The following is a 19,842-nucleotide window of genomic DNA, read 5'->3' on the forward strand; positions in this document are numbered from 1 at the left end:
TCCGCCTATACCGGGGGGCTCCGGGCCCGTTACTGAGTACGGGAAGGCGTCATTGCCACCGTGGGAGGTATGTGTTCCAGCGTAACGCGCTACAGCCAGGCGTCGTCGAGGTCCAGGGTGGTCCGGTCGAGCGAATCGAGCACCTCGAACAGGGGCGTGGTGCGCGGCAGCTCCCAGCGGTAGAAGTAGCGGGCGGCCGCCCGCTTGCCGTCGTAGAACGCGCCGGTGCGGCCGTGCGCCGCGACGGCCTGCTCCAGCCAGATCCACGCCAGCACCACGTGCCCGAACGCCTCCAGGTACGCCGACGAATTCGCCAGCGCCACATCGGGATCCATATCCCGCCAGAGCTGTCCGGTGGTCGCGACGACGCGGCCGGCGGCCTGTTGCAGCGCGTCGGCGTAGTCGCCCAGCTCGCCGTCGGCCGTGGCCCGCGCCGACGCGACGGTCGCGCCGATCGTCTCCAGCAGCAGCGTCAGCGCGGCCCCGCTGTCGGCGGTGACGGCCCGGCCCAGCAGATCCAGGCCCTGAATGCCGTGTGTGCCTTCGTGAATGGGGTTGAGCCGGTTGTCGCGATAGTGCTGCTCGACGTCGTAGTCGCGGGTGTATCCCGCGCCGCCGTGCACCTGGATGGCGAGATCGTTGGCGGCCAGGCACCACTGGCTGGGCCAGCTCTTGGCCACCGGGGTCAGCACGCGCAGCAGGGTCGAGGCCCGCTGCCGGTCGGATTCCGCTGTGGCGCTGCGCTGTTCGTCGATCAGCGTGCCGCAGTAGAGTTGCAGCGCCAGCGCGCCCTCGGTGTAGGACTTCTGCGCCAGCAGCATGCGCCGCACATCGGGGTGCCGCACGATCGGAATCTGCGGCGTCGCTTGCCCTTTCGCGGTGGCCGGGCGGCCCTGAGGCCGATTGCGCGCGTAGTCCAGCGATTTCAGGTACCCGGTGTACCCGAGCGCGGTGGCGGCCAGCCCGACCCCCAGCCGGGCCTCGTTCATCATGTGGAACATGTAGGACAAGCCGCGATGCTGTTCGCCGACCAGATACCCGACCGCGCCCGGCTGCCCGCCCGGGGTGTAGGCGCCGTCACCGAAAACCGGTGCGGTGTTGACGGTTCCGCGCCAGCCCATCTTGTGATTGATGCCCGCCAGCACGATGTCGTTGTGCTCGCCCACCGCGCCGTCGGCGGCGACCAGATACTTCGGGACGATGAACAGCGAGATGCCGCGGGTGCCCGCCGGGGCGTCCGGAATGCGCGCCAGCACCAGGTGGACGATGTTCTCCGACAGCTCGTGCTCCGCGCCGGAGATCCACATCTTGCGCCCGAACAGGCGGTAGGTGCCGTCCTCCTGCGGTACCGCCCGGGTGGTGATGTCGGCCAGGCTGGAACCCGCCTGCGGCTCGGACAGCGCCATGGTCCCGAAGTAGCGGCCGGTGAGCATCGGCCGCACGAACCGGTCGATCTGCTCGTCGGAGGCGTGCGCGGCGAGCAGGTTGGCGTTGCCCATGGTGAGCATCGCGTAGCTGGTGGTGGCGACGTTGGCGGCGTAGAACCACGCCATACAGGCGGTGAAGACGGTGTGCGGCAACTGCATTCCGCCCACGCGCTCGTCCATCGCCGCACCCACCAGCCCGGCCTCGCCGAACGCGTCGAGCGCCTGCTTCACGGCCGGGAGGAGATGCACCTTGTCGCCGTCGAAGGTGGGCTCGTGCAGATCGCCCTCGCGGTTGTGGGGCGCGAAGTGTTTCGCCGCCAGCTCCCGGCTGAGCTCGAGGACCTGGTCGAAGGTCTCCCGCGAATGCTCCCGGTAGCGCTCGCGGGCGGTCAGCCCGGTCACGTCCAGCCACTCGTAGAGGAGGAACTCGATATCGCGGGCGGACATGATCAGCGATTCCATGCGTCCAGCCTTGTGGCCCGGACGGCCGCGCGCAACCCCCGTTACGGGTGCTCGGATCCGCGGTCCGCCGCGGCACAGGGAGCGAGGTGCTCGGATCCGCGGTCCGCCGCGGCACAGGGAGCGGGGGTGCTCAGATCCGAGTCTCGGTGACGAGGGGCGCGACGAACCGCTCCAGCATCTCCCGCTCGTCGTCCTCGTCGCGGCCCGGGACCGTCAGCAGCGAGACGATGATCCGCGTGAGCCAGCGGGCGCGCAGCGACATGTCGTGGTGGTCCGCGTCGAACAGCGAGCCCGCGATGGCCTCGATGACCTCCGAGGTCTCCGCGATCTCGCCCGCGAATCCGGCGTCGCCGGGACGGAACCAGGCGATGAGCAGCGGATCCGCGCGCACGGCCCGTAGCGACGCCAGGATGCCCGCCACGACCCGGTCCGCGGGCGCGGTGACGCCGTCGATCTCGCGCAGGACCCCGGCGCCGATGCGGCGGGCCTCGCGGTTCACGAAGGCCAGCCGCACGGCCTGACGGCTGTCGAAGTACCGGTACAGCGTGGCCCGCGAGCAGCCCGCCGCCTTGGCGATATCGGCCATCCCGGTGGCGGCCACGCCGCGCTCGGCGAACAGTTCGGCCGCCGCGGCGAGGATCCGCTCGGCGGCGTCCGCTGCCCGCGGCGCGCCGAGCCAGCCCCGGCCCGTCACGCGGCGGCCCGGAACGGGATGCTGACCGGCCAGCGCACGTAGCTGCCCTCGGTGTAGCGCACCCCGTCCAGATCGACGGTGAAGTCGGGGCAGCGGGTGAGCAGTTCCCGCAGGGCGACGGTCGCCTGCATGCGGGCGGCGGCCGCGCCGAGGCAGTGGTGATTGCCGTTGCCGAAGGTGAGGATGTTCTTCGGCCGCCGCAGGACGTCGAGTTCGCCCGCGTCCGAGCCGTATTCGCGCTCGTCGTGATTGGCCGACGCGTACAGCAGCAGCACGCGGCGGCCCGCGGGGATCTCCACGCCCTCGATCTCGACGTCGCGGGTGGTGGTGCGGGCCAGGCCCTGGACCGGCGAGGTGAGCCGCAGGAATTCGTCGACCGCGGCGGGGATGAGGTCCGGATCCTCGATCAGCAACCGGCGCTGCTCGGGGTAGCGGGTCAGCAATTGCACCGCGCCGCCGAGATTTCCGGTGGTGGTGTCGTTACCGCCGGTGATCATGGTGAAGGCGAAGCCCAGGATCTGCAGCAGGCCGCCGACATCGCCGTCCTCGCCCAGCCCGGACGCCACCAGGTGCGAGACGGTGTCGTCGCCGGGCGCGGCGCGGCGCCGCTCGATCAGCGACGCGAAGTACTGGCTCAGCTCCTGCACCGCGGCCTGCGCCTGGAGCACCCCGCCGGTGGCCGAGGCGGCCACGATGGCCTCGCTCCACTCGTCGAATTTCGAGCGATCCTCCTCCGGCACGCCGAGATAGTGCGCCACGATCATCGTCGGCAGCGGTTTGAACAGCTCGGCGGAGATGTCGCCGCCACCCGCCGCCCGCATCCGCTCGAGCCGCTCGGCCACGAATTCCCGCACGGCGGGGGTGATCTCCTGCACCTGCCGCGGCGTGAACCCCTTGGCCACCCGGCGCCGGAACACCGTGTGGTCCGGCGGGTCGGTGAAGACGAACGGCCGGTTCTCGCCGAGCCCGATCTCCGACAGGTTGTTGTAGTCGACCGTCAAACCCTGTGCGGAGGAGAAGGTTTCGGGATCGCGGACGGCGTCGTACACGTCGGCGTAGCGCGCGAGCACGTAGTAGTCCTCGTGCTCGCGGCCCTCGGGGACGACGTGGTGCACCGGGTCGTGCTCGCGCAGCGCCGCGTACATCGGCCAGGGATCGCGCCAGTCGTCGCCGGAGCGGAGCCGGAACCGGACGGGATGAGACACATCGTCGGACATGTCTCGACCGTAAGACATAACCGGCGAAGTGTCTAGAACTTGTGTCAGAAAGTGGGGAGGGGCTGGGTGGGCGGCCGGTCGCCCAGTTCGCCGGTCGCGCGGTCGAGCAGATCGCGCACGGTGTCCTCGCCGACCTTGTCGAAGTGGCGGTACCACTGGCCGATGCTGTGGAACATCGCCGGCGTCTCCAGGCAGATCACGTTGTCGGCGCAGCCCGTCAGTGCCCGGATCGGACGGCAGGCGCCGACCGGCACCGCGAGCACCACCCGCGCCGCGCCGCCCGCCCGGGCCAGCGCGCACGCCGCCCGCGCGGTGTTGCCGGTCGTCACGCCGTCGTCCACGAGGACCACCGTGCGGCCAGACAGCGGCAGCTGGCGTCGTCCGCGCCGCAGCCGAGCGCTGTTGCGCAGCACCGTCTCTCGCGCCTGCCGCTCCACCCGGGAGTGCTCCGCGGGGCTCACGAAGGCGCGCACCACCAGATCGTCGTCGACCACGCGGACCCCCGATTCGGCGACCGCGCCGAACACCAGCCGCGGCCGCCCCGGCACCTCGAGTTTGCACACCACCGCGACATCGAGTGGCGCCCGCAGCGCCCCGGCAACCTCGAACGCGACCGGCACACCGCCGCACGGCAATCCGAGCACGAGGGTCTCCGGGCCGCGGAAGGCGCGCAGGCGTTCGACCAAGCGGCGGCCGGCTTCGCGGCGATCGAGAAAGGGCATCCGTCTCACCCTGACAGTCGTGATAGGGAGGTCGAGTCGCGTCGTGGACTCGGAAGGCGACTGCGTACTCTACGCCCGCGCGGGCACGATGAGGGCCGAAACGGTCGCGAACGTCTTGCCTTTCGGTCTCGGTTTCGGTGCGGCCGGATCCTTCCCGCAGGCAGCGGCCGCGCGCGGTCCCGGAACGGCCGCGATCGCGCGGCGAATCGGGAGCCGCTCCCGTACGATCGCGTTCGGAACTCCGGTGAGACCAGGGGGAGGGAGCGTGGGACTTCGCCTACCGGCGACTGTCCGCGGCGGTGCGGATTGGTTGCGGCGCTTCTCCGCGACGACCCCCGGCGTGATCGTCGCGATCGCCCTCGCGGCCGTGGCGCTGTGCCTGCTGTCCGGCCTCGTCTGCGCAAACGAGTTGAGCGACAAGACCGCTCGACGCGATTCCGCGCTACAGCGCTCCGAACCGCTGGCCGATGCCGCGCAGCGGCTGTACGTCGCGCTCTCCGCCGCCGACGCCTCGGCTGCCACGGCATTCCTGACCGGCGGCATCGAATCACCGCGGATCCGTGGGCAATACCAGCAGGCGCTGGCCGACGCCGCCGACGCGCTGGCCACCGCGACCGCCGGGGCCGGGGACGCCCGCACGCGGGAGACCGTCGCGCGCATCGCGGCGGACCTGCCCGTCTACACCGGCCTGGTGGAGTCCGCGCGGGCCAACAACCGGCAGGGCTTCCCGGTCGGCTCGGCGTATCTGCGGGAGGCGTCCAACCTCATGCAGACCTCCCTGCTGCCCAGCGCCAGCACGCTCACCGACCAGCGGCACGCCGCGCTGCGCGCCGATCAGCGGGCCGTGACCGGACCGCCGTGGGCGGCCTCGGCGCTGCTGGTGCTCACCCTCGCCGGCGCGGCGCTCGCCTCGCGAATCCTGGTGCGGCGCACCAACCGCCTGTTCAACGTGGGCGTGGCGGCCGGCGCCGGTGCCGCGGCGCTGGCCCTGCTGTGGATCGTCGCGGCCACGATCGCCTCGCACAGCGCGGTCGACACCGGCGGCGGCGGACCCACCGCGCGCAGCGAGAATCTGGCGCAGGCGCGCATTCTCGCGCAGCAGGCCCGCACCGACGAGACCCTCGAACTGATCACCCGCGGCGACGCGAAGGAGACCGAGGAGGCGTTCAAGTCCAAGGCGGGCCGCCTGCGCGACGAGCTGAACAGCGTGTCGGCCACGGATTCGCCGATGCGGCAGCAGTTCTCGCAGTGGACCGCCGGACACCAGCGCCAGCTCGACCACTACAACGCGGCCAACTATCCGGCCGCGGTGGACCAGGCGATCGGATCCGGATCAGGGTCGTCGGCCCAGCGCTTCGCCGAGCTGGACACCTCCCTGAGCCAGGGCCTCGACCACACCCGCGCGCAGCTGCGCGAGCAGATCGACTCCGCGGGCGATGCCTGGATCGGCAGCGCGTTGGGCACACTGGTGCTGATGGTTGTCGCGGCGGCCGGCGTCGTCGCCGGGCTGTGGCCGCGGCTGAAGGAGTTCCTGTGAAGCGCGCCCGGGTGCTGTTGGCGATCGCGGCGGTCGTGGCGGCGGCCGGATGCGGCGCGGATCCGGCGGTGCCGCGCACCGCGCCACTGGCCGCGGTGAATCCGTTGCCGCCGAAGGCCCACGAGATCACCGCCCCGCCCGCCGTCGACAGCGGCTGCGACGCCGAGGCGAGCCTGCGTCCCGGCGCACAACCGGGGCCCGGTGCGCTGCCGGCGGGTTCGACGATGGCCAGGATCGCGGCCAAGGGCCGGGTGACCGTAGGCGTCGATCAGAACACCTACCTGTTCGGCTTCCGCGATCCGGTCAGCGGTCAGCTCGAGGGTTTCGACATCGATCTGGCCCGCGAGATCGCCCGCGACCTGTTCGGCGATCCGAACCGGATCGAACTGCGCTCGGTCTCCACCGCGGAACGGGTTCCGGCCCTGCAGAACAAGCAGGTCGACCTCGTGGTCCGCACCTTCTCGGTGACCTGCCAGCGCCGCCGCGACGTCGACTTCTCCAGCGTCTACTACAAGGCGGCGCAACGCATTCTGGCGCCGCGCAGCGCCGGCATCCGCACGCTCGGTGACCTCGCCGGGAAGCGGGTGTGCGTCACCTTCGGCGCCACCTCCTCCGGCCCGCTGTTCACCCTGGGCAACCGGCCGACGGTGCTGGGCGTGGACAACTGGACCGATTGCCTGGTCGGCCTGCAACAGGGGCAGGTCGACGCGATCAGCACCGACGAGTCGATCCTGTCCGGGCTGGCCGAGCAGGACGGAAATCTCCAGATCGTCGGCGACACACTGGGTTTCGAGAACTATGCGGTCGGCGTGCCCAAGGGCCAGGACGATATGGTCCGCTTCGTCAACGGGGTCCTGGATCGCCTCCGGGCCGACGGCACCTGGCAGCGTCTCTACGCCGCCCATCTCGCCGCTCTCGGGCCCTCCCCGGGTCCCCCGGCCGCGCGCTACAGCGGGTAGGTGGCGATGAAGGTGTTGTCCGTCGCCGAGATCGACAGCGAGTTATCCACGCGGGGGCGAGAAGTCGACGCGATCACCAGCACACTTCTCGAGCTGGACAAACATCCGGGCCTCACGCTGCTGCGCGGCTATCCGCCCGCCGGGCGGACCGCGGAGCGCTGGGAGGCGGTGCGGCGGCTGCTGGATCTGATGTGGGAGGACTACGGGCGGCTGCAATCGATCCTGGAGCAGGCGCGCACCATTCGCGGGCGCCGCCAGCGCCCCGGTGACGCCGACCGCGCCGAGATCACCCGCCTGCTCCGCGACCGGCCGCACGAGGTCTCCCGCACCCCGATCCCGCTGGCCGAGCGCTCGCTCACCGGGCACAGCGAGCGGGTGCTGTTCGTCGGCATCGCCGACACCGTGGACCGGATGCGGACCACCTTCCCGGAGATCCTGGAATTCCTCGACGCCGTCGACGCGGTCAATACCCGCGTGCTGGCCGGGCTGTCGCCGATACAGGCGCGGCTCGACCACTTGGGCGGCGTCACTGCCGAACTCCGGTCGCTCGCCGCCGAGGTGCGTGCGCTGCTGAGCCGGTCGGCCACCGATCCGCTGGCCCTCGAGAGCGATATCGCGTCCGTCCTGGACGCTCTGGCCGAGCGCCTGCGCCGCGAGTCCGAGGCCCTGACGGAGGTGCTCGCGCTGAGCGCGGACTGGCCGGTGGCCGTGGCGCGCACGCGCGAGCGCATCGAGGAACTGCGCGAGGCGCGGGACCGCGCGGCCGATGCCCGGATCGAGGCCGAGGCCAAGATCGTGACCGCGCCGCTGCCGGTCCGCCCCGACGACCTCGCCGCGCTGCGCGCGGAACTGGCCGGGCTGTCGGCGAATCCGCCTGTCGCCGAGTCCACCTCGGCCCCCACGCCCGCGGCGCTGGCCCTGCTCGAATTGCGCCGCCGCCTCGACACCGCCGCCGCGGACGCGGCCGCCGACGAGCGCCTGGCGCGCGGCCTGCTGGAGCGCCGCGCCGAACTGCGCGGGCGGCTGTCGGCCTATCAGGCGAAGGCGGCCCGCCTGGGCGTGAGCGAGCACCCGGACGTGCTGTCGTCCGGCCGCATCGCGACCGGCCTCCTCTCGCGCCGCCCCTGCGATCTGGCGGCCGTGACCCGCGCCGTCGCGGACTTCCAGCAGGTAGTAGCCGAGACCTCGGGGAGGCGGGAATGAACTGCGCCGAACCCGCTCGACCACCGGCCGTCCTCAGCGATCCGGTACGACCGCCGCGCCGACGACGGCTCGTACCTGCGGCCGATGCAGGCCGTCGCCTACATTCTGGAGATGCTTCCGGCCCTGGGATACCCGCACGTCCGCGGTCGCGCCCGCTGCTGGACCGGGGCGAAGACGCTGCTCGCCGGCCGGAATGCGGCCGCCTCACCGACAAGCTGCCGCGGGACTGCGGCGGCCGGACCGAAAGGATCGTCATCGAAGCGAAAAGTTCTGCGGCCCTGGTGTGTAGGCGCGTTCTCGAGCCGGCGCCGCGGTGGGTATCGGCCGGCCTGGAATGCCGCTACCGTGACCTGGCCCATGAAACCGACGACATGTGTGCGCGTTTCGAACTGGTCGAGCGCGCCGACACCATCAGACCGAGGTCGACGCTGTGAACGAAGTGGCAGCCGGGCTGCACTGCCCGCAATGCGGTACGAAGATAGCGGCAGCCGACCGCTTCTGCGAGGAATGCGGGCGCGACCTGTCGGTGTTCCGGGCGGTCCTGCCCGACATCACCGTCGACTCCGCGGGCGACCGCGGCGCGGCCGACCTCGGGACCGTGCAGCTGATCACCGATCGCGGACTCGTGCACGCGCACAACGAGGATGCCGTCGCCGCCGCGGTGCTGGGTGATCCGGCCGGGCCCACGACTGTCATCGCGGTCTCCGACGGGGTCTCGACCTCCGACGACCCCCAGGCCGCCTCGGGCGCGGCGGTGCGCGGGGGAGTGGACGCCTGCCTGGCGTCACTGGCGGCGGGCCGCGCCGTGGGTGACGCGGTGCTGACCGGTCTGGAGGCGGCCTTCGAGGCCGTGCGCGGCGTGTCCACCCACGACGGGCACTCGCCGTCGTGCACGTACGTGTCGGCGGTCGTGCGGCCGTGCGAGACCGGCGAATTCGAGATAACCGTGACGAATGTCGGTGACAGCCGGGCGTATTGGCTCCGGCTCGAGGGGAGCGGTGAGGGCACGCCGTCGCATCGGCTGACCGTCGACGACTCCTTCGCCCAGCTGCTGGTCGCGGGCGGGGTGGACGAGCAGACGGCGATGCGGGATCCCCGCGCGCACGCGCTGATGCGCTGGCTCGGGGCCGATTCCGATCACCAGCCCGCCGACACCGCGGTGCACACGGTGCGGGTGTGGGGCCCGGGCGCGCTGCTGCTGTGCAGCGACGGGCTGTGGAACTACCTGCCCGACCCCGACGGCCTGGCCGCGGTGGCGACCACGCCCGATCCCGGGCAGGCCGTGCGGGATCTGGTCGAGTACGCGCTGCGCTCCGGCGGTAGCGATAACATCACCGCCGCCCTCGTGCCGCTGCCGGGAGGAGGTGTGCCGTGAGTCCGGGCGCCGGGAACCCTGAAGCAGGACAGCGCATCACGGTCCCAGCGGCGGGAACGCCCGAGCCGATGGCGGGGACACCTACGCCGGCCGCCGAAACAGCTGCTCCGGAGATGGAAACCGTTGCTGCGAAGCGGGTTTGGGTGGCGAATATCACGGCCGACCGGGAGTTGTTCGATCGGATGCGGGCACGCGAGGGGCCCGATGCGGAGCGGGTGGAATTCCCGTCATTCTATCCCGAGCGTCGAATCCCCCTGGACGGCAACGACTTCCTGATCGGCAAGCACAGCGCGTCCCAGGGCCTGCTGCCCGAGATCGATCTCGGGACAGCCCCGGTGGATATCGGCGTCTCCCGCTCGCACGCCCGCCTGCACATCGACGGCGACACCGTCACCGTCACCGATCTCGGCTCGACCAACGGCACCAGCCTCAACGGCAGCGACGACGTCATCGAGCCCGAGACCGCGATCCCGCTGCGCAGCGGCGACCGCATCCACGTCGGCGGCTGGACCACCATCACGGTCACCCGCGAATCGGCCTGACGCGCGTCATTCCCCGAAACGGCTTGCTGCGCGGAACTTCTCGACGATCTCCGCGGGCGCCTTGCGCGGCGACCCGGCATCGTAGGGCGGCTGCGGGTCGTATTCGATCAGCAGCTGCACGATCTCGGCGTGCGTATCCCCGGCGATCCGTCCGGACAGCGTGAGCCCCATATCGATCCCGGCCGAAACCCCCGCGGCCGTCACGTATTTGCCGTCCGTCACCACCCGGTCGTGGGTGGGCTCGGCGCCGAATCGCGTCAGCTCGTCCAGGGCGGTCCAGTGCGAGGTGGCCCGCCGCCCGCGCAGCAGCCCCGCGGCCGCCAGCAGCAGCGAACCGGTGCAGACCGAGGTGGTCCACGTGCTGGTGGCATCGACCGCGCGCAGCCAGTCCAGTAGCCGGGCGTTGTCCATCTGCGGCGTCTGCCCGGGACCGCCGGGCACCAGGACGATATCCGGGTGCGGCATCTCGGCCAGGGTGCGGTCGGCGACCAGCGCGAGACTTCCGCTGTCGTTGCGCACCGGTCCGAGCTGCTCGGCGACGAAGACCGTCTCGGCGCCGGGCAGCCGGCTCAGCACGTCGTAGGGGCCCACGGCGTCGAGGGCCGTGAACTGGTCGTAGAGCACGATCGCGATCTGCATGACTGCCTTCCGTCGAGGGTTCGGGTCGCTGGGATGCACATCGGGGCGGTGTTCGGCTTGTCCTACCGGATGAAATCGGCGAAAGTCATTCATGGAGCTGGACAAGCGCGGTGTTACCGCTCACATTTACACTGCCCCGACCAGGTAGTACAAGGAGCGACCACATGCCAGCTAGTCCAGCGATGCGCGAGATCTTCCGGCGCAAACCCATCGAACTGATCGACGACGAGCCCGCCGGCGGGTTGCAGCGGGCCCTCGGCCTGTGGCAACTGACCGCGATCGGTGTCGGCGGCATCATCGGCGCGGGCATCTTCGCCCTGGCCGGATCGGTCGCGCACGACACCGCGGGACCCGCGGTGCTGATTTCCTTCCTGATCGCCGGCGTCGCCAGCGCCGCAGCCGCGCTGTCCTACGCCGAATTCGCGGGCCTGATCCCGAAGGCCGGATCGGCCTACACCTACGGCTACGCGGTGCTCGGCGAACCGGTGGGCTGGTTCATCGGCTGGGATCTGCTGCTGGAGTACACGGCCATCGTCGCGGTGGTCGCCATCGGCATATCCGGCTACATCTCGTTCCTGCTGGAGCAGCTGGACCTGTCGCTGCCGGCGTGGATGCTCGGCGCGCCCGGCACCGGCGAGGGGCATCACGTCGATCTCTTCGCGGCGCTGCTGTGCCTGCTGATCGCCTTCCTGCTCAACCGTGGCATCAAGGCGGCGGCGCGGTTCGAGACCGTCGTGGTGGTCATCAAGGTCGTGGTCGTGATCGTGGTGATCGTGGCCGGCGCGTTCTACATCAAGCACGAGAACTACACGCCGTACTTCCCGTTCGGCTTCGGCGGCGCGGTGACGGGCGCGTCGACGGTGTTCTTCGCGGTGTTCGGCTACGACGCCATGTCGACGGCGGCGGAGGAGTCGGTCGACGCCAAACGCCATCTGCCCAAGGCGATCCTGCTGTCGCTGGCCATCTCGATGGTGCTGTACGTGCTGGTCTGCCTGGTCCTGACGGGTATGCAGCGCTACACCGACATCAACCCGAAGAGCGGCCTGTCGTCGGCGTTCGAATCGGTCGGCCTGTCCGGGCTGGGCAGCCTGATCGCGGCCGGCGCGATCGTGGGCATCATGACGGTGCTGTTCACGTTCATGCTCGGCGTCACCCGGATCTGGTACTCGATGAGCCGGGACGGCCTGCTGCCCCGGTGGTTCGCCAAGACCCACCCGACGCGGCACGTGCCGACCCGGATCACCTGGATCGCGGGCATCGTCTCGGCGGTGATCGCCGGCTTCCTGCCCATCGGGGAGGCGGCCGAGCTGACCAACATCGGCATTCTGCTGGCCTTCGTGGTGGTGTGCGTGGCGGTGATCGTGCTGCGCTACCGGCAGCCCGATCTGCCGCGCGGCTTCCGCACCCCGCTCATGCCGTTCGTCCCGCTGGTCGGCATCGGCTTCTCGATCTGGCTGATCACCTATCTGAAGCCGGAGACCTGGGCCCGCTTCGCCATCTGGTTCGTGATCGGGCTGATCGTCTACGTCGGCTACAGCCGCCGCCACTCCCTGCTGGCGACCGGCGGCGGCGTGCCGAAATCTACCGCCGAGAGCTGATCGCCAGGGCAGCGATCAGCAAGGCGGCGCCGCACCACCCTTGCGCGCCGAGCCGGTCACCGAGGACCACCGCCGCCAGCAGGGCCGCGGTGAGCGGCTCCAGCAGCGCGGCGAGGGCCGCGAAAACCGGTGCGGCCGTGCGCAGGCCGCGGAAGTAGGCGGTATAGGCCACCGCGGTCGGCGCGCTGCCCAGGTAGGCCGCGGTGAGCAGGACGCCCGGCCGCAGGGGCAGGGCCATGCCGAAGGCCAGCGCCGCCGGGGTGAGCAGCAGGCCGCCGGTGAGCATGCCGAAGGCCGTGGTGCGCAAGGGATCCAGCCCCGCTACGGGCGTGGCCGTCACCAAGGTCATGGCCGCGAAGCCCGCTGCCGCGAACAGGGAGCAGGCCACGCCCGCGGCCAGCTCCCAGCCGCCGATCCGCCCGCCGGGCGACCAGGTGAGCAGGGCCAGGCCGAGCAGCGCGATGCCGATGGCGAGCAGCGTCGTCCGCTCCGGCCGGGCCCGGTCGCGCACGGCCGCACCGGCGGCGACGAACACCGGCAGCGCCCCGATCGTCACCATCGTGGCCAAGCTGACCGAAATGTAATGGACGGCAATGAAATAGCTCGCCTGATAGCAGCCGAGCAGGCCGCCGGTGAGCAGGATCCGCGCGCCCGCGGCACGGGTGCGCGGGAGTGCCCGCAGCCCGCCCGAGACGGCGAGCAGCGCCACGGCGAGGCCGCCGCCCAGCAGCAGACGGTAGGTCGCGACGGACAGGGGATGCAGCTGCGCGTGGGATGCGAGTAGGGAACCGGCGAGACCGCCTGTGCCCCAGAGGATTCCGGCGGCGATGAGGGCCGCGGCGGAGCGGTCGCGCGTGGCGACCAGGTCGACCGACATGGGTGTGTTGCTCCTGCGTCGAAGAAGAAGGGGACGACGACGCGGGGGAGTTGACGCTCAGGTGCTACGAACCGGCCGGGCGGCACCGCCGCTCGGCTCGCGAACTACCCCGCTCAGAAGGCGGGGGGCGGAGTGACGGTGAAGATTCGGTGCACGGAGGCCACTGTAGCGGTGGCGGGCGGATTGCCATAGTAGTCAACTCGGTTGTCTACTTTGGGTACAATTGGACACACCGAGCGAGATCTCCGCAAATCTCGGAATCGAACTTACATCCGTGTAAGACTGTCGACGGCACAGAGTGTTGCTCTCCTCATTCAAGGAGGATCGTTGTGACGAATTCTGCTGCACCACTGGATCTGCCGAAACCCTTGGTGGTCACACTGGGGAATCTGAAGGGCGGCGTGGGGAAAACTACCTCCGCCTTTTTTCTCGCCGGTTACTTCGCACGGGAACACGATCTGCGAGTACTGGTGATCGATGCCGATCCGCTGAGTCAGACCGGATATTCCTGGTATCGGCGGTTGCAGAAGGGAGGAATAGATGTTCCCTTCACGCTGATCGCGTTTCCCTCGCGGCACGTCCACGACTGCATCACCGACAATGCCGCGGACTACGACGTGATCATCGTGGATGCCGGAGGAGAATCGGCGGATATCTTCAAGGCCGCGGTTCCCTCGACCGACGAGCTCGTGTTGTTGACGAGCGTGAGTCCCTCGGAGGTGAAGCGAGTGCCCAGTACCTATCGGGCCGCCGAGGAGGCGGCCGTGGACGCGGCGCGCGAAATCCGGGTCCGGGTCCTGATGACGAAGGTTCCGGTGACGATGAAGAAGGGCGTCAACATCTCCACCGAATACCGCATGCAGCGGTCTCAGCTGGAGGGCGCCGGATACGAGGTGTTCGAATCCTATTCGAGCGCCTGGAAGTGGTATCGGGAAGCCGCCGATGGGGAAGTCGGCGAGGGTGCCGAGAATCCACTGCACGATCTGGGCGAATACCGGCAGGTGGGCGACGAGCTGGTCGCGCCCTACCGCATCGCGCTGGGGGTGCCCGCCTGATGCCTCCACAACGCAGGAAATCCGTCCTGGGCGGGAAATCCGCCGCCGCTGCCGCTGTCAATCCGCTGGACGACGCGGCCGAGCACACCCCGCCCGTCTCCCCGCTGCGCGATGCCGAATGGCGGCGCGCGGAGCGGAACCTGAGCGTGGTGACGGCCGACTCGGCCGCCGCGCCGGATCCGGCGGCGACCGTGCTGACCATGCCCCTGCCCGCGGCGGGCGACGGCCCGCTCAGCGAGCGCGAACAGGCGCAGCTGTCGGCGTGCGAATCCTCCATCGGCACGCTGCGCCTGGCGTTCTGGGCGGCCGGGCGCGCATTGCAGATCGTGCGCGACGGGCGGCTCTACCGCAGCGACCACGCCACGTTCGACGACTACGTCGAGCAGCGATGGGATATGCAGCGCTCCTACGCGCACAAGCTGATCCGGGCCTGGCCGCTGGCCGCCAAACTGCATCCGATGGCGCCCGGCATCAACGAGGGCCAGATCCGGGAGCTGCTGCCGGTGGCCGCCGAACACGGCGAGGACGCGGCCGTGACCCTCTACGCCACGCTCGCGGCCGGTGACGTGAAGATCACCGCGGGCAAGCTGCGGGAGGCGGTGGCGGTGCTGCCGGAGCGCTTCGAGAAGGATCAGGCGGTGCGGCGGTTGCAGGCCTGGCTGCGCGGCGAGGTGAGCGAACAGCCGGCCGAGCGCCCGGTGGATCTGTTCGGTTCCGTGGAGACCCGGCTGGCCGCGCTCACCCGGCGGGTGGTCAAGAGTTCCACCGGCGACCCCGCCGCGGCGCGGGAATTCGCGGCGAAATTGCGCACCATGGCGGCGGAGATCGAGGAGCGAATCACCGCCTGAGTACGAATGAATAATGCCCCGCATCGGAAACAATCCGATGCGGGGCATTCTTTCGAGATCGTACGGTTTTCTATTGTTTATCGTCTTGTTATCGGTAATGTCCGCTTATTTCCTTGCATTCGTATTGACGCGGGCGAATCATTGCCCCTCGGATCCGCTGGATATGAACACCGTGAGGTTTTCAAGACTGTCCGAAAGGATCGGAGGACCGAATCATGGCAGGAACAGACGAACCCCGATATTCCCGCTTTCTGCGGCGGATGCTCTGGTGGGCACTGGCGGCCGGCGCGGTCGTTCTCGGTGCCGTCGGCGCTCTACTCTTGACGACCGGGCAGGCATCGGCACAGCCGCTGTCCGTTCCGGGAATCGGGACGATAGAGGTGCCGATCGAATTCCAGGCCCCCGCGGAAATACCCGGCACCATGGTCACCGTCCCCGGCGAGGATGCCGTCGAGGCGTCGGCTCCCGAGAGTGCGCCACCGGTGGAATCGCCTGTCGACGGAATTGTGAACAATCTTCAGTCCGCCCTCCCCGGAGTCGATATCCGGTCCCTGTTCTCCGCACCCGCGGTACCGAGCGTCCCCGAGGCGGAAAGCCTCCCCGGAATGCCCGCCCCGTCCGCTCCGGCCGCGACACCCGAGAAGACTCGGGGCGAGCGCGCCGTCGAGGCGGCGGAATCGAAGCTCGGCGCGGCCTACGGTTACGGGTCGGCCGGTCCCGACGCCTTCGACTGCTCGGGCCTGGTGCAGTGGTCCTACGGGCAGGCGGGTGTCGACGTGCCCCGCACCAGCTACGACCAGCTCTCCGCCGGGACGCCCGTCGGCCTCGACGAACTCGAACCCGGCGATATGGTCTCGTTCTACGGCGGCGGCCACTCCGCCCTCTACGCCGGCGACGGCAAGGTCATCCACGCGGGCACCAACAGCACGGGCGTGGTGATGTCGGATCTGTCGATGATGCCCGCCAGCGGCGCCCGGCGATTCTGACCCGCGCTACCGCCGTCCGCGGAAGGTGCGCCGCAGATCCGCGACCCACTCGTCCGGAATCTCCCAGGGGATGAAATGACCACCTCGATCATGGGCCGTCACGTTCACCAGGTTGTACCAGCCGGCGCGATCGGTGCCGCGGAAGTGCTCGACGCGGCCCTCGGTGGTGACGCCCGGAGGATTCTCGTGGGCGACGAAGGTGATGCCGGTGGGCGCCTCGATCGGCGGCCGCCGACCGTGGGACGGGGTCCAGGGATAGCGATTGTTGTTGGCGTAGGTGCGCATCGAGGTGCCGATCGAATTCTCGGCCCAGAAGATCGTCGCGTGCGTGAGCAAGTCGTCCGCGCTGAACACGCTCTCCAGATCGCCGCCGTTGTCGCTCCAGCTCTTCCACCGCCGCAGGATCCACGCGAGCATGCCCGCGGGGGAGTCCGACAGCCCGATCGCCAGGGTGCTGGAGTCGAGCATGTGCGCGGCGAGATGGACGGCGAAGCGGCGGTCGAACTCGAGGACGCGGGCGTGCACGTCGGCGGGTAGGCCGGGCGGAATCGGTTGCCCGCCACTGAAATCCCAGGCTCGATCGCCGGTGAAGAGATCCAATTTCAGGCCCGACCCGATGTGGATGCCGTACAGCTCGTCGGCGTACTTGTGCCCCAGCTGACCGGTGACCAATGCGCCGACATCACAGCCCGCGGCGGCATAGCGGGAATGGCCGAGTGTCTCGGTCATCAGCCGGTGCCACACATCGGCGACCTTCCAGAAGTTCATATCCGGACGATCGGGCAGCGGGACGGAGAATCCGAATCCGGGGAACGACGGGACGATCACGTCGAACGCCTCGTCCGGATCGCCGCCGAAGGCGCCGGGATCCGCCAGCGGGTCGACCACCCTGGACCAGTGCCAGAACGTCCACGGCCAGCCGTGCGTCAGGATCAGGGGCGTGGGGTTCGGGCCGGCACCCGGCCGGCGCATGAAATGGACGGGCACATCATCGATGTCGACGCGGTAGTGCTCGTAGCGGTTGATCCGCGCCTCGGCCGCGCGCCAGTTGAAATCCGTGCGCCAGTACTCGACGAGGCCCTGGAGGTAGTCGCGGTTCACCCCGTAGAACCAGTCCTCGTTGCCCGCGTCCACCGGCCACCGGGTGAGTTCCAGCCGCTGCCGCAGATCGTTCAGGACCTGGTCGGAGAGGTGAATGGGGCTGGGCGACAACGGGAATCGAGTGTCGGTCATCGTCGCTTCCGCTCAGCTGGTGTGCAGGAACAGCACGTCGTACGCCCGGCGGGCATCCTCGGGAAAGACCAGGATGCGCATCCGGTTGCGGGCGCGGCCGTCGGGGCCCCGGGTGGACCGGATGCCGTGCTCGGCCAGTAGTCGGCGCACATCACCGGCCGTGGTCTCGTCGAAGACCGTAGCCACGGTCACCAGCAGGCCGAAATCGTCGTCCGGCTGCCTACGCCGCCACACCTTGCCCATCTCGAGTGACTTTCGTTGTCGCTGCCCGCACCTGGTCCCCCTGATTCCAGCACAGCCCGCCCGGCCCGCGCGCAACCGGGAGGCGATCCGCGAGCGACATCCTGGCCGCCATTACATTTTCCGGCATGCTTGTGGCCGGAATCCACAGCCGAAGGTGGACTCCGGCCACAAGCATGCCGGAGAAAGAGTGGGGTGGGTTAGTGGTGTGGCCGGTGGTCCGCCGCCCGGCTACTCGAGGCGCGCAGGCTGACCGACGTCGGCACCGGCTGCTGCGGCGCCTGCATCGGGGCCCGTGCCGACTGGGTCGGCGCGGGGGCGTCGGCGAACGGGTCCATGCGCGGCCAGCTGTGGCCGCTGTCCTTCGCGTGCTCCTCGAGTTCGGCGGCCTCACTGCGCGACGGCGTATCGACCTCGGCGAGCCCGACCAGCACGATCAGCATCATGGTGACCAGCGTGACCGTCATGATCAGCGGCGTGAGCAGTTCGACCGGCTCGACGCCCTGGGTGACCACACTGTGGTCGCCGTGGTGGGCGCTCATGGCCGCCATACCGGTGTAGTGCATGCCGCACACCGCCAGGCCCATGATCACCGCCGCGCCGAGCGTGGCGCCGAAGCCGTGGACGTGCAGCATGAACCACAGCGCCGCGGTCGCCGCGACCACCGCGATCACCAGCGACAGCGCCACCAGCCCCACGCCGTATTCGACGTGCGCGCCCGCGTGCATCGCGGACATGCCCAGGTAGTGCATGGCCGCCACACCGATACCCGTGACGGCCCCGCCGAGCGGCAGCGCCAGGATCTCCCGCCGCACCCGCACCACGATGGACAGCCCGGCCCACACCACCACGATCGCGATGGCCGCGCTGAGCAGCGTCATCGGCACGTCGTAGCGGATGGTCGTGCCCTGGATGGAGAAGCCGAGCATCGCGGTGAAATGCATGACCCAGATACCGCAGCCGCCCAGGGCCACGGCGGCGGCGATCAGCCAGCCGCCGGGCCAGCGCGACGATCGGGCGTGGACGGCGCAGCGCAGGCCCAGCACCGAGCCGATGAACGACATGAGGTAGGCCAGTATGGGCGTCAGCAGCCCATGGTTGAAATGGTCGAGCTCCAGCACTACGCACTCCAAATGCAATAGCAGTAATCAATCCGTTACCGGACGATAGTTCAACCGAGTAGTCGTTGGGGATTGCATTGTGAAACCTTCGCGGAGGCGGGCGCGGCGGCTCACACGAGCAAGTGCGTCGGTGTCACCTGCGGACGCACCTTGTGCACGAAGTTTCGTCGTAGCTGGTGGTACGGCTCGTTCGCCCCGTAGAAGTTCTGGCGCATTTGCGTCAGTTCGTAATCCCGGTAGGCAGCCAGCGGCTTGGCCGCCTCGTCGGCCGCACGGCGCTGCTTCTTGGCCACCAGCCGGTCCGCCAGTTCCGACCCGGACGCGAGTTCAGCGGCCTCCTGGCATACCCAGTCCCGGAACTCTGCCGCGCTGCCCGGGGCCACCCGGTCCACGAGCCCGATCTCGCCGGCCGCACGAGCGCCGACCGGCAGCGTCTCCCTGGTCAGCCGATCGGCCAGATCGCCGCCGACCCGGCGCGGCAGCGTGTAGGTCCAGTACTCCGAGCCGTGCAGGCCCATCAGCCGGTAGTGCGGGTTCAGCACGGCCGACTCGCGGCACCAGACCTCGTCGGCGGCCAGCGCCAGCATCACCCCGCCGGCGGCCGCGTTGCCGGCCAGCGCGGAGATCACCAGCTTGTCCGTGGTGGTCAGGATCGCCTCGACCAGGTCGTTCATCGCGTTGATGTTCCGCCAGGACTCCTCGGCCGGATCGGCCGCCGCCTCGATGACATTGAGGTGGATGCCGTTGGAGAAGAAGTCCCGCGCCGCGCCCAGCACGAGCACGTTCACCGGCCGCTCGCACGCCTGCCGGTAGGCCGCGAGCAGGCGCTGGCACTGGTCGGTGCTCATCGCGCCGCCCGAGAAGGCGAATTCCAGATAGCCGACCTCGCCCTGCTCGTAGTAGCGCAGTTCCGACCAGGTGTCGCGGCCACTGGCCTCGAAGGGCGTGACCGGAACCTCCGGGACGCCGGCGAGCAGATCGGGACCGAGGACGTCCGCGGCGGGCCGCTTGAACGTCGCCGGGCCGCCGGGTTTGCGGCGCGGCCGCAGTTGCGGCAGCCACACCGCGCCGTCCACCGTGGCCCGGCAGACCGCGCCGTCGCGGGTG

At 69.9% G+C, this 19,842-nt stretch carries 19 protein-coding genes; 9 read left to right on the plus strand and 10 right to left on the minus strand.

What is annotated here, in order from left to right; all coding sequences use genetic code 11:
* Nucleotides 1–89 precede the first annotated feature (89 nt).
* The 4 genes from ON41_RS05010 to ON41_RS05025 form a co-directional block, all read right to left on the minus strand.
* Complete coding sequence (locus ON41_RS05010; RefSeq protein WP_040745577.1) at nucleotides 90–1,889, minus strand: acyl-CoA dehydrogenase; 1,800 nt, start codon at nucleotides 1,887–1,889, stop codon at nucleotides 90–92.
* A 130-nt stretch (nucleotides 1,890–2,019) separates the two neighbouring features.
* Nucleotides 2,020–2,583 carry a TetR/AcrR family transcriptional regulator gene (locus ON41_RS05015; protein WP_040745578.1) on the minus strand — a complete coding sequence of 188 codons (564 nt, stop codon included), beginning with the start codon at nucleotides 2,581–2,583 and terminating at the stop codon, nucleotides 2,020–2,022.
* Nucleotides 2,580–3,800, minus strand: a complete 1,221-nt coding sequence (locus tag ON41_RS05020; protein WP_040745580.1) for a cytochrome P450 — start codon at nucleotides 3,798–3,800, stop codon at nucleotides 2,580–2,582. Before ON41_RS05020 ends, ON41_RS05015 begins: the two co-directional genes overlap by 4 nt.
* A 44-nt stretch (nucleotides 3,801–3,844) precedes the next feature.
* Complete coding sequence (locus ON41_RS05025; RefSeq protein ID WP_051160981.1) at nucleotides 3,845–4,522, minus strand: phosphoribosyltransferase; 678 nt, start codon at nucleotides 4,520–4,522, stop codon at nucleotides 3,845–3,847.
* Between the two features lie 265 nt (nucleotides 4,523–4,787).
* On the opposite strand from ON41_RS05025, the gene ON41_RS05030 reads away from it, so the two are divergent.
* The 5 genes from ON41_RS05030 to ON41_RS05050 all read left to right on the plus strand — a co-directional run bounded on the left by ON41_RS05030 (nucleotide 4,788) and on the right by ON41_RS05050 (nucleotide 10,138).
* Entirely contained in the window at nucleotides 4,788–6,059 is a 1,272-nt protein-coding gene (locus tag ON41_RS05030) for a GlnX family signal transduction membrane protein (protein WP_246829450.1), read from the plus strand.
* On the plus strand, nucleotides 6,056–7,018 hold the full coding sequence (locus ON41_RS05035; RefSeq protein ID WP_083905138.1) for a glutamate ABC transporter substrate-binding protein: 963 nt from the start codon (nucleotides 6,056–6,058) through the stop codon (nucleotides 7,016–7,018). Before ON41_RS05030 ends, ON41_RS05035 begins: the two co-directional genes overlap by 4 nt.
* Nucleotides 7,019–7,024: 6 nt before the next feature.
* Nucleotides 7,025–8,221 carry a hypothetical protein gene (locus tag ON41_RS05040; RefSeq protein ID WP_040745600.1) on the plus strand — a complete coding sequence of 399 codons (1,197 nt, stop codon included), beginning with the start codon at nucleotides 7,025–7,027 and terminating at the stop codon, nucleotides 8,219–8,221.
* Nucleotides 8,222–8,651: 430 nt separating this feature from the next.
* Complete coding sequence (locus tag ON41_RS05045) at nucleotides 8,652–9,596, plus strand: PP2C family protein-serine/threonine phosphatase (protein ID WP_051160983.1); 945 nt, start codon at nucleotides 8,652–8,654, stop codon at nucleotides 9,594–9,596.
* A gap of 143 nt (nucleotides 9,597–9,739) precedes the next feature.
* Complete coding sequence (locus tag ON41_RS05050; RefSeq protein ID WP_246829451.1) at nucleotides 9,740–10,138, plus strand: FHA domain-containing protein; 399 nt, start codon at nucleotides 9,740–9,742, stop codon at nucleotides 10,136–10,138.
* A gap of 6 nt (nucleotides 10,139–10,144) precedes the next feature.
* Here the strand turns inward: ON41_RS05050 and ON41_RS05055 are convergent, their stop codons facing one another.
* Nucleotides 10,145–10,777: a DJ-1/PfpI family protein gene (locus ON41_RS05055; protein ID WP_040745583.1), complete on the minus strand. Its 633-nt coding sequence runs from the start codon at nucleotides 10,775–10,777 to the stop codon at nucleotides 10,145–10,147.
* Between the two features lie 164 nt (nucleotides 10,778–10,941).
* Here ON41_RS05055 and ON41_RS05060 point away from each other — a divergent pair, with 164 nt between their 5' ends.
* Nucleotides 10,942–12,375 (plus strand): amino acid permease, encoded by a 1,434-nt coding sequence (locus tag ON41_RS05060; RefSeq protein ID WP_040745585.1) that lies wholly within the window; start codon nucleotides 10,942–10,944, stop codon nucleotides 12,373–12,375.
* Here the strand turns inward: ON41_RS05060 and ON41_RS05065 are convergent.
* Complete coding sequence (locus ON41_RS05065; RefSeq protein WP_040745587.1) at nucleotides 12,359–13,252, minus strand: DMT family transporter; 894 nt, start codon at nucleotides 13,250–13,252, stop codon at nucleotides 12,359–12,361. The two genes, ON41_RS05060 and ON41_RS05065, sit on opposite strands and share 17 nt — an antisense overlap.
* 329 nt (nucleotides 13,253–13,581) lie before the next feature.
* On the opposite strand from ON41_RS05065, the gene ON41_RS05070 reads away from it, so the two are divergent.
* From ON41_RS05070 to ON41_RS05080, 3 genes are all read left to right on the plus strand, one after another.
* Nucleotides 13,582–14,307, plus strand: coding sequence for a ParA family protein (locus ON41_RS05070; protein ID WP_157185361.1), 726 nt, complete (start codon nucleotides 13,582–13,584; stop codon nucleotides 14,305–14,307).
* On the plus strand, nucleotides 14,307–15,155 hold the full coding sequence (locus ON41_RS38785) for a hypothetical protein (RefSeq protein WP_051160984.1): 849 nt from the start codon (nucleotides 14,307–14,309) through the stop codon (nucleotides 15,153–15,155). Before ON41_RS05070 ends, ON41_RS38785 begins: the two co-directional genes overlap by 1 nt.
* 215 nt (nucleotides 15,156–15,370) lie before the next feature.
* Complete coding sequence (locus ON41_RS05080) at nucleotides 15,371–16,141, plus strand: C40 family peptidase (RefSeq protein ID WP_306307771.1); 771 nt, start codon at nucleotides 15,371–15,373, stop codon at nucleotides 16,139–16,141.
* 6 nt (nucleotides 16,142–16,147) lie between these two features.
* Here the strand turns inward: ON41_RS05080 and ON41_RS05085 are convergent, their stop codons facing one another.
* From ON41_RS05085 to ON41_RS05100, 4 genes are all read right to left on the minus strand, one after another.
* The gene (locus tag ON41_RS05085; protein WP_040745590.1) at nucleotides 16,148–17,374 is read right to left on the minus strand and encodes an epoxide hydrolase family protein; all 1,227 of its coding nucleotides are present in this window, start codon (nucleotides 17,372–17,374) and stop codon (nucleotides 16,148–16,150) included.
* 12 nt (nucleotides 17,375–17,386) lie between these two features.
* Nucleotides 17,387–17,617, minus strand: coding sequence for a hypothetical protein (locus ON41_RS05090; RefSeq protein WP_040745591.1), 231 nt, complete (start codon nucleotides 17,615–17,617; stop codon nucleotides 17,387–17,389).
* 197 nt (nucleotides 17,618–17,814) lie between these two features.
* Nucleotides 17,815–18,735, minus strand: coding sequence for an MHYT domain-containing protein (locus ON41_RS05095; RefSeq protein WP_306307772.1), 921 nt, complete (start codon nucleotides 18,733–18,735; stop codon nucleotides 17,815–17,817).
* A gap of 110 nt (nucleotides 18,736–18,845) precedes the next feature.
* The coding region (locus ON41_RS05100; RefSeq protein WP_040745606.1) for an enoyl-CoA hydratase-related protein at nucleotides 18,846–19,842 on the minus strand (997 nt) is incomplete at its 5' end.

This window comes from Nocardia transvalensis NBRC 15921, assembly GCF_000308875.1.
Taxonomy (GTDB): Bacteria; Actinomycetota; Actinomycetes; order Mycobacteriales; family Mycobacteriaceae; genus Nocardia; species Nocardia transvalensis.

What these genes read in the sequence shown, in the direction of transcription:
- ON41_RS05010 (WP_040745577.1), bottom strand. Translation starts at nt 1,889, where the DNA reads ATGGAATCGCTGATCATGTCCGCCCGCGATATCGAGTTCCTCCTCTAC.
- ON41_RS05020 (WP_040745580.1), bottom strand. Translation starts at nt 3,800, where the DNA reads ATGTCCGACGATGTGTCTCATCCCGTCCGGTTCCGGCTCCGCTCCGGC.
- ON41_RS05025 (WP_051160981.1), bottom strand. Translation starts at nt 4,522, where the DNA reads ATGCCCTTTCTCGATCGCCGCGAAGCCGGCCGCCGCTTGGTCGAACGC.
- ON41_RS05040 (WP_040745600.1), top strand. Translation starts at nt 7,025, where the DNA reads ATGAAGGTGTTGTCCGTCGCCGAGATCGACAGCGAGTTATCCACGCGG.
- ON41_RS05055 (WP_040745583.1), bottom strand. Translation starts at nt 10,777, where the DNA reads ATGCAGATCGCGATCGTGCTCTACGACCAGTTCACGGCCCTCGACGCC.
- ON41_RS05060 (WP_040745585.1), top strand. Translation starts at nt 10,942, where the DNA reads ATGCCAGCTAGTCCAGCGATGCGCGAGATCTTCCGGCGCAAACCCATC.
- ON41_RS05065 (WP_040745587.1), bottom strand. Translation starts at nt 13,252, where the DNA reads ATGTCGGTCGACCTGGTCGCCACGCGCGACCGCTCCGCCGCGGCCCTC.
- ON41_RS38785 (WP_051160984.1), top strand. Translation starts at nt 14,307, where the DNA reads ATGCCTCCACAACGCAGGAAATCCGTCCTGGGCGGGAAATCCGCCGCC.
- ON41_RS05080 (WP_306307771.1), top strand. Translation starts at nt 15,371, where the DNA reads ATGGCAGGAACAGACGAACCCCGATATTCCCGCTTTCTGCGGCGGATG.
- ON41_RS05085 (WP_040745590.1), bottom strand. Translation starts at nt 17,374, where the DNA reads ATGACCGACACTCGATTCCCGTTGTCGCCCAGCCCCATTCACCTCTCC.
- ON41_RS05090 (WP_040745591.1), bottom strand. Translation starts at nt 17,617, where the DNA reads ATGGGCAAGGTGTGGCGGCGTAGGCAGCCGGACGACGATTTCGGCCTG.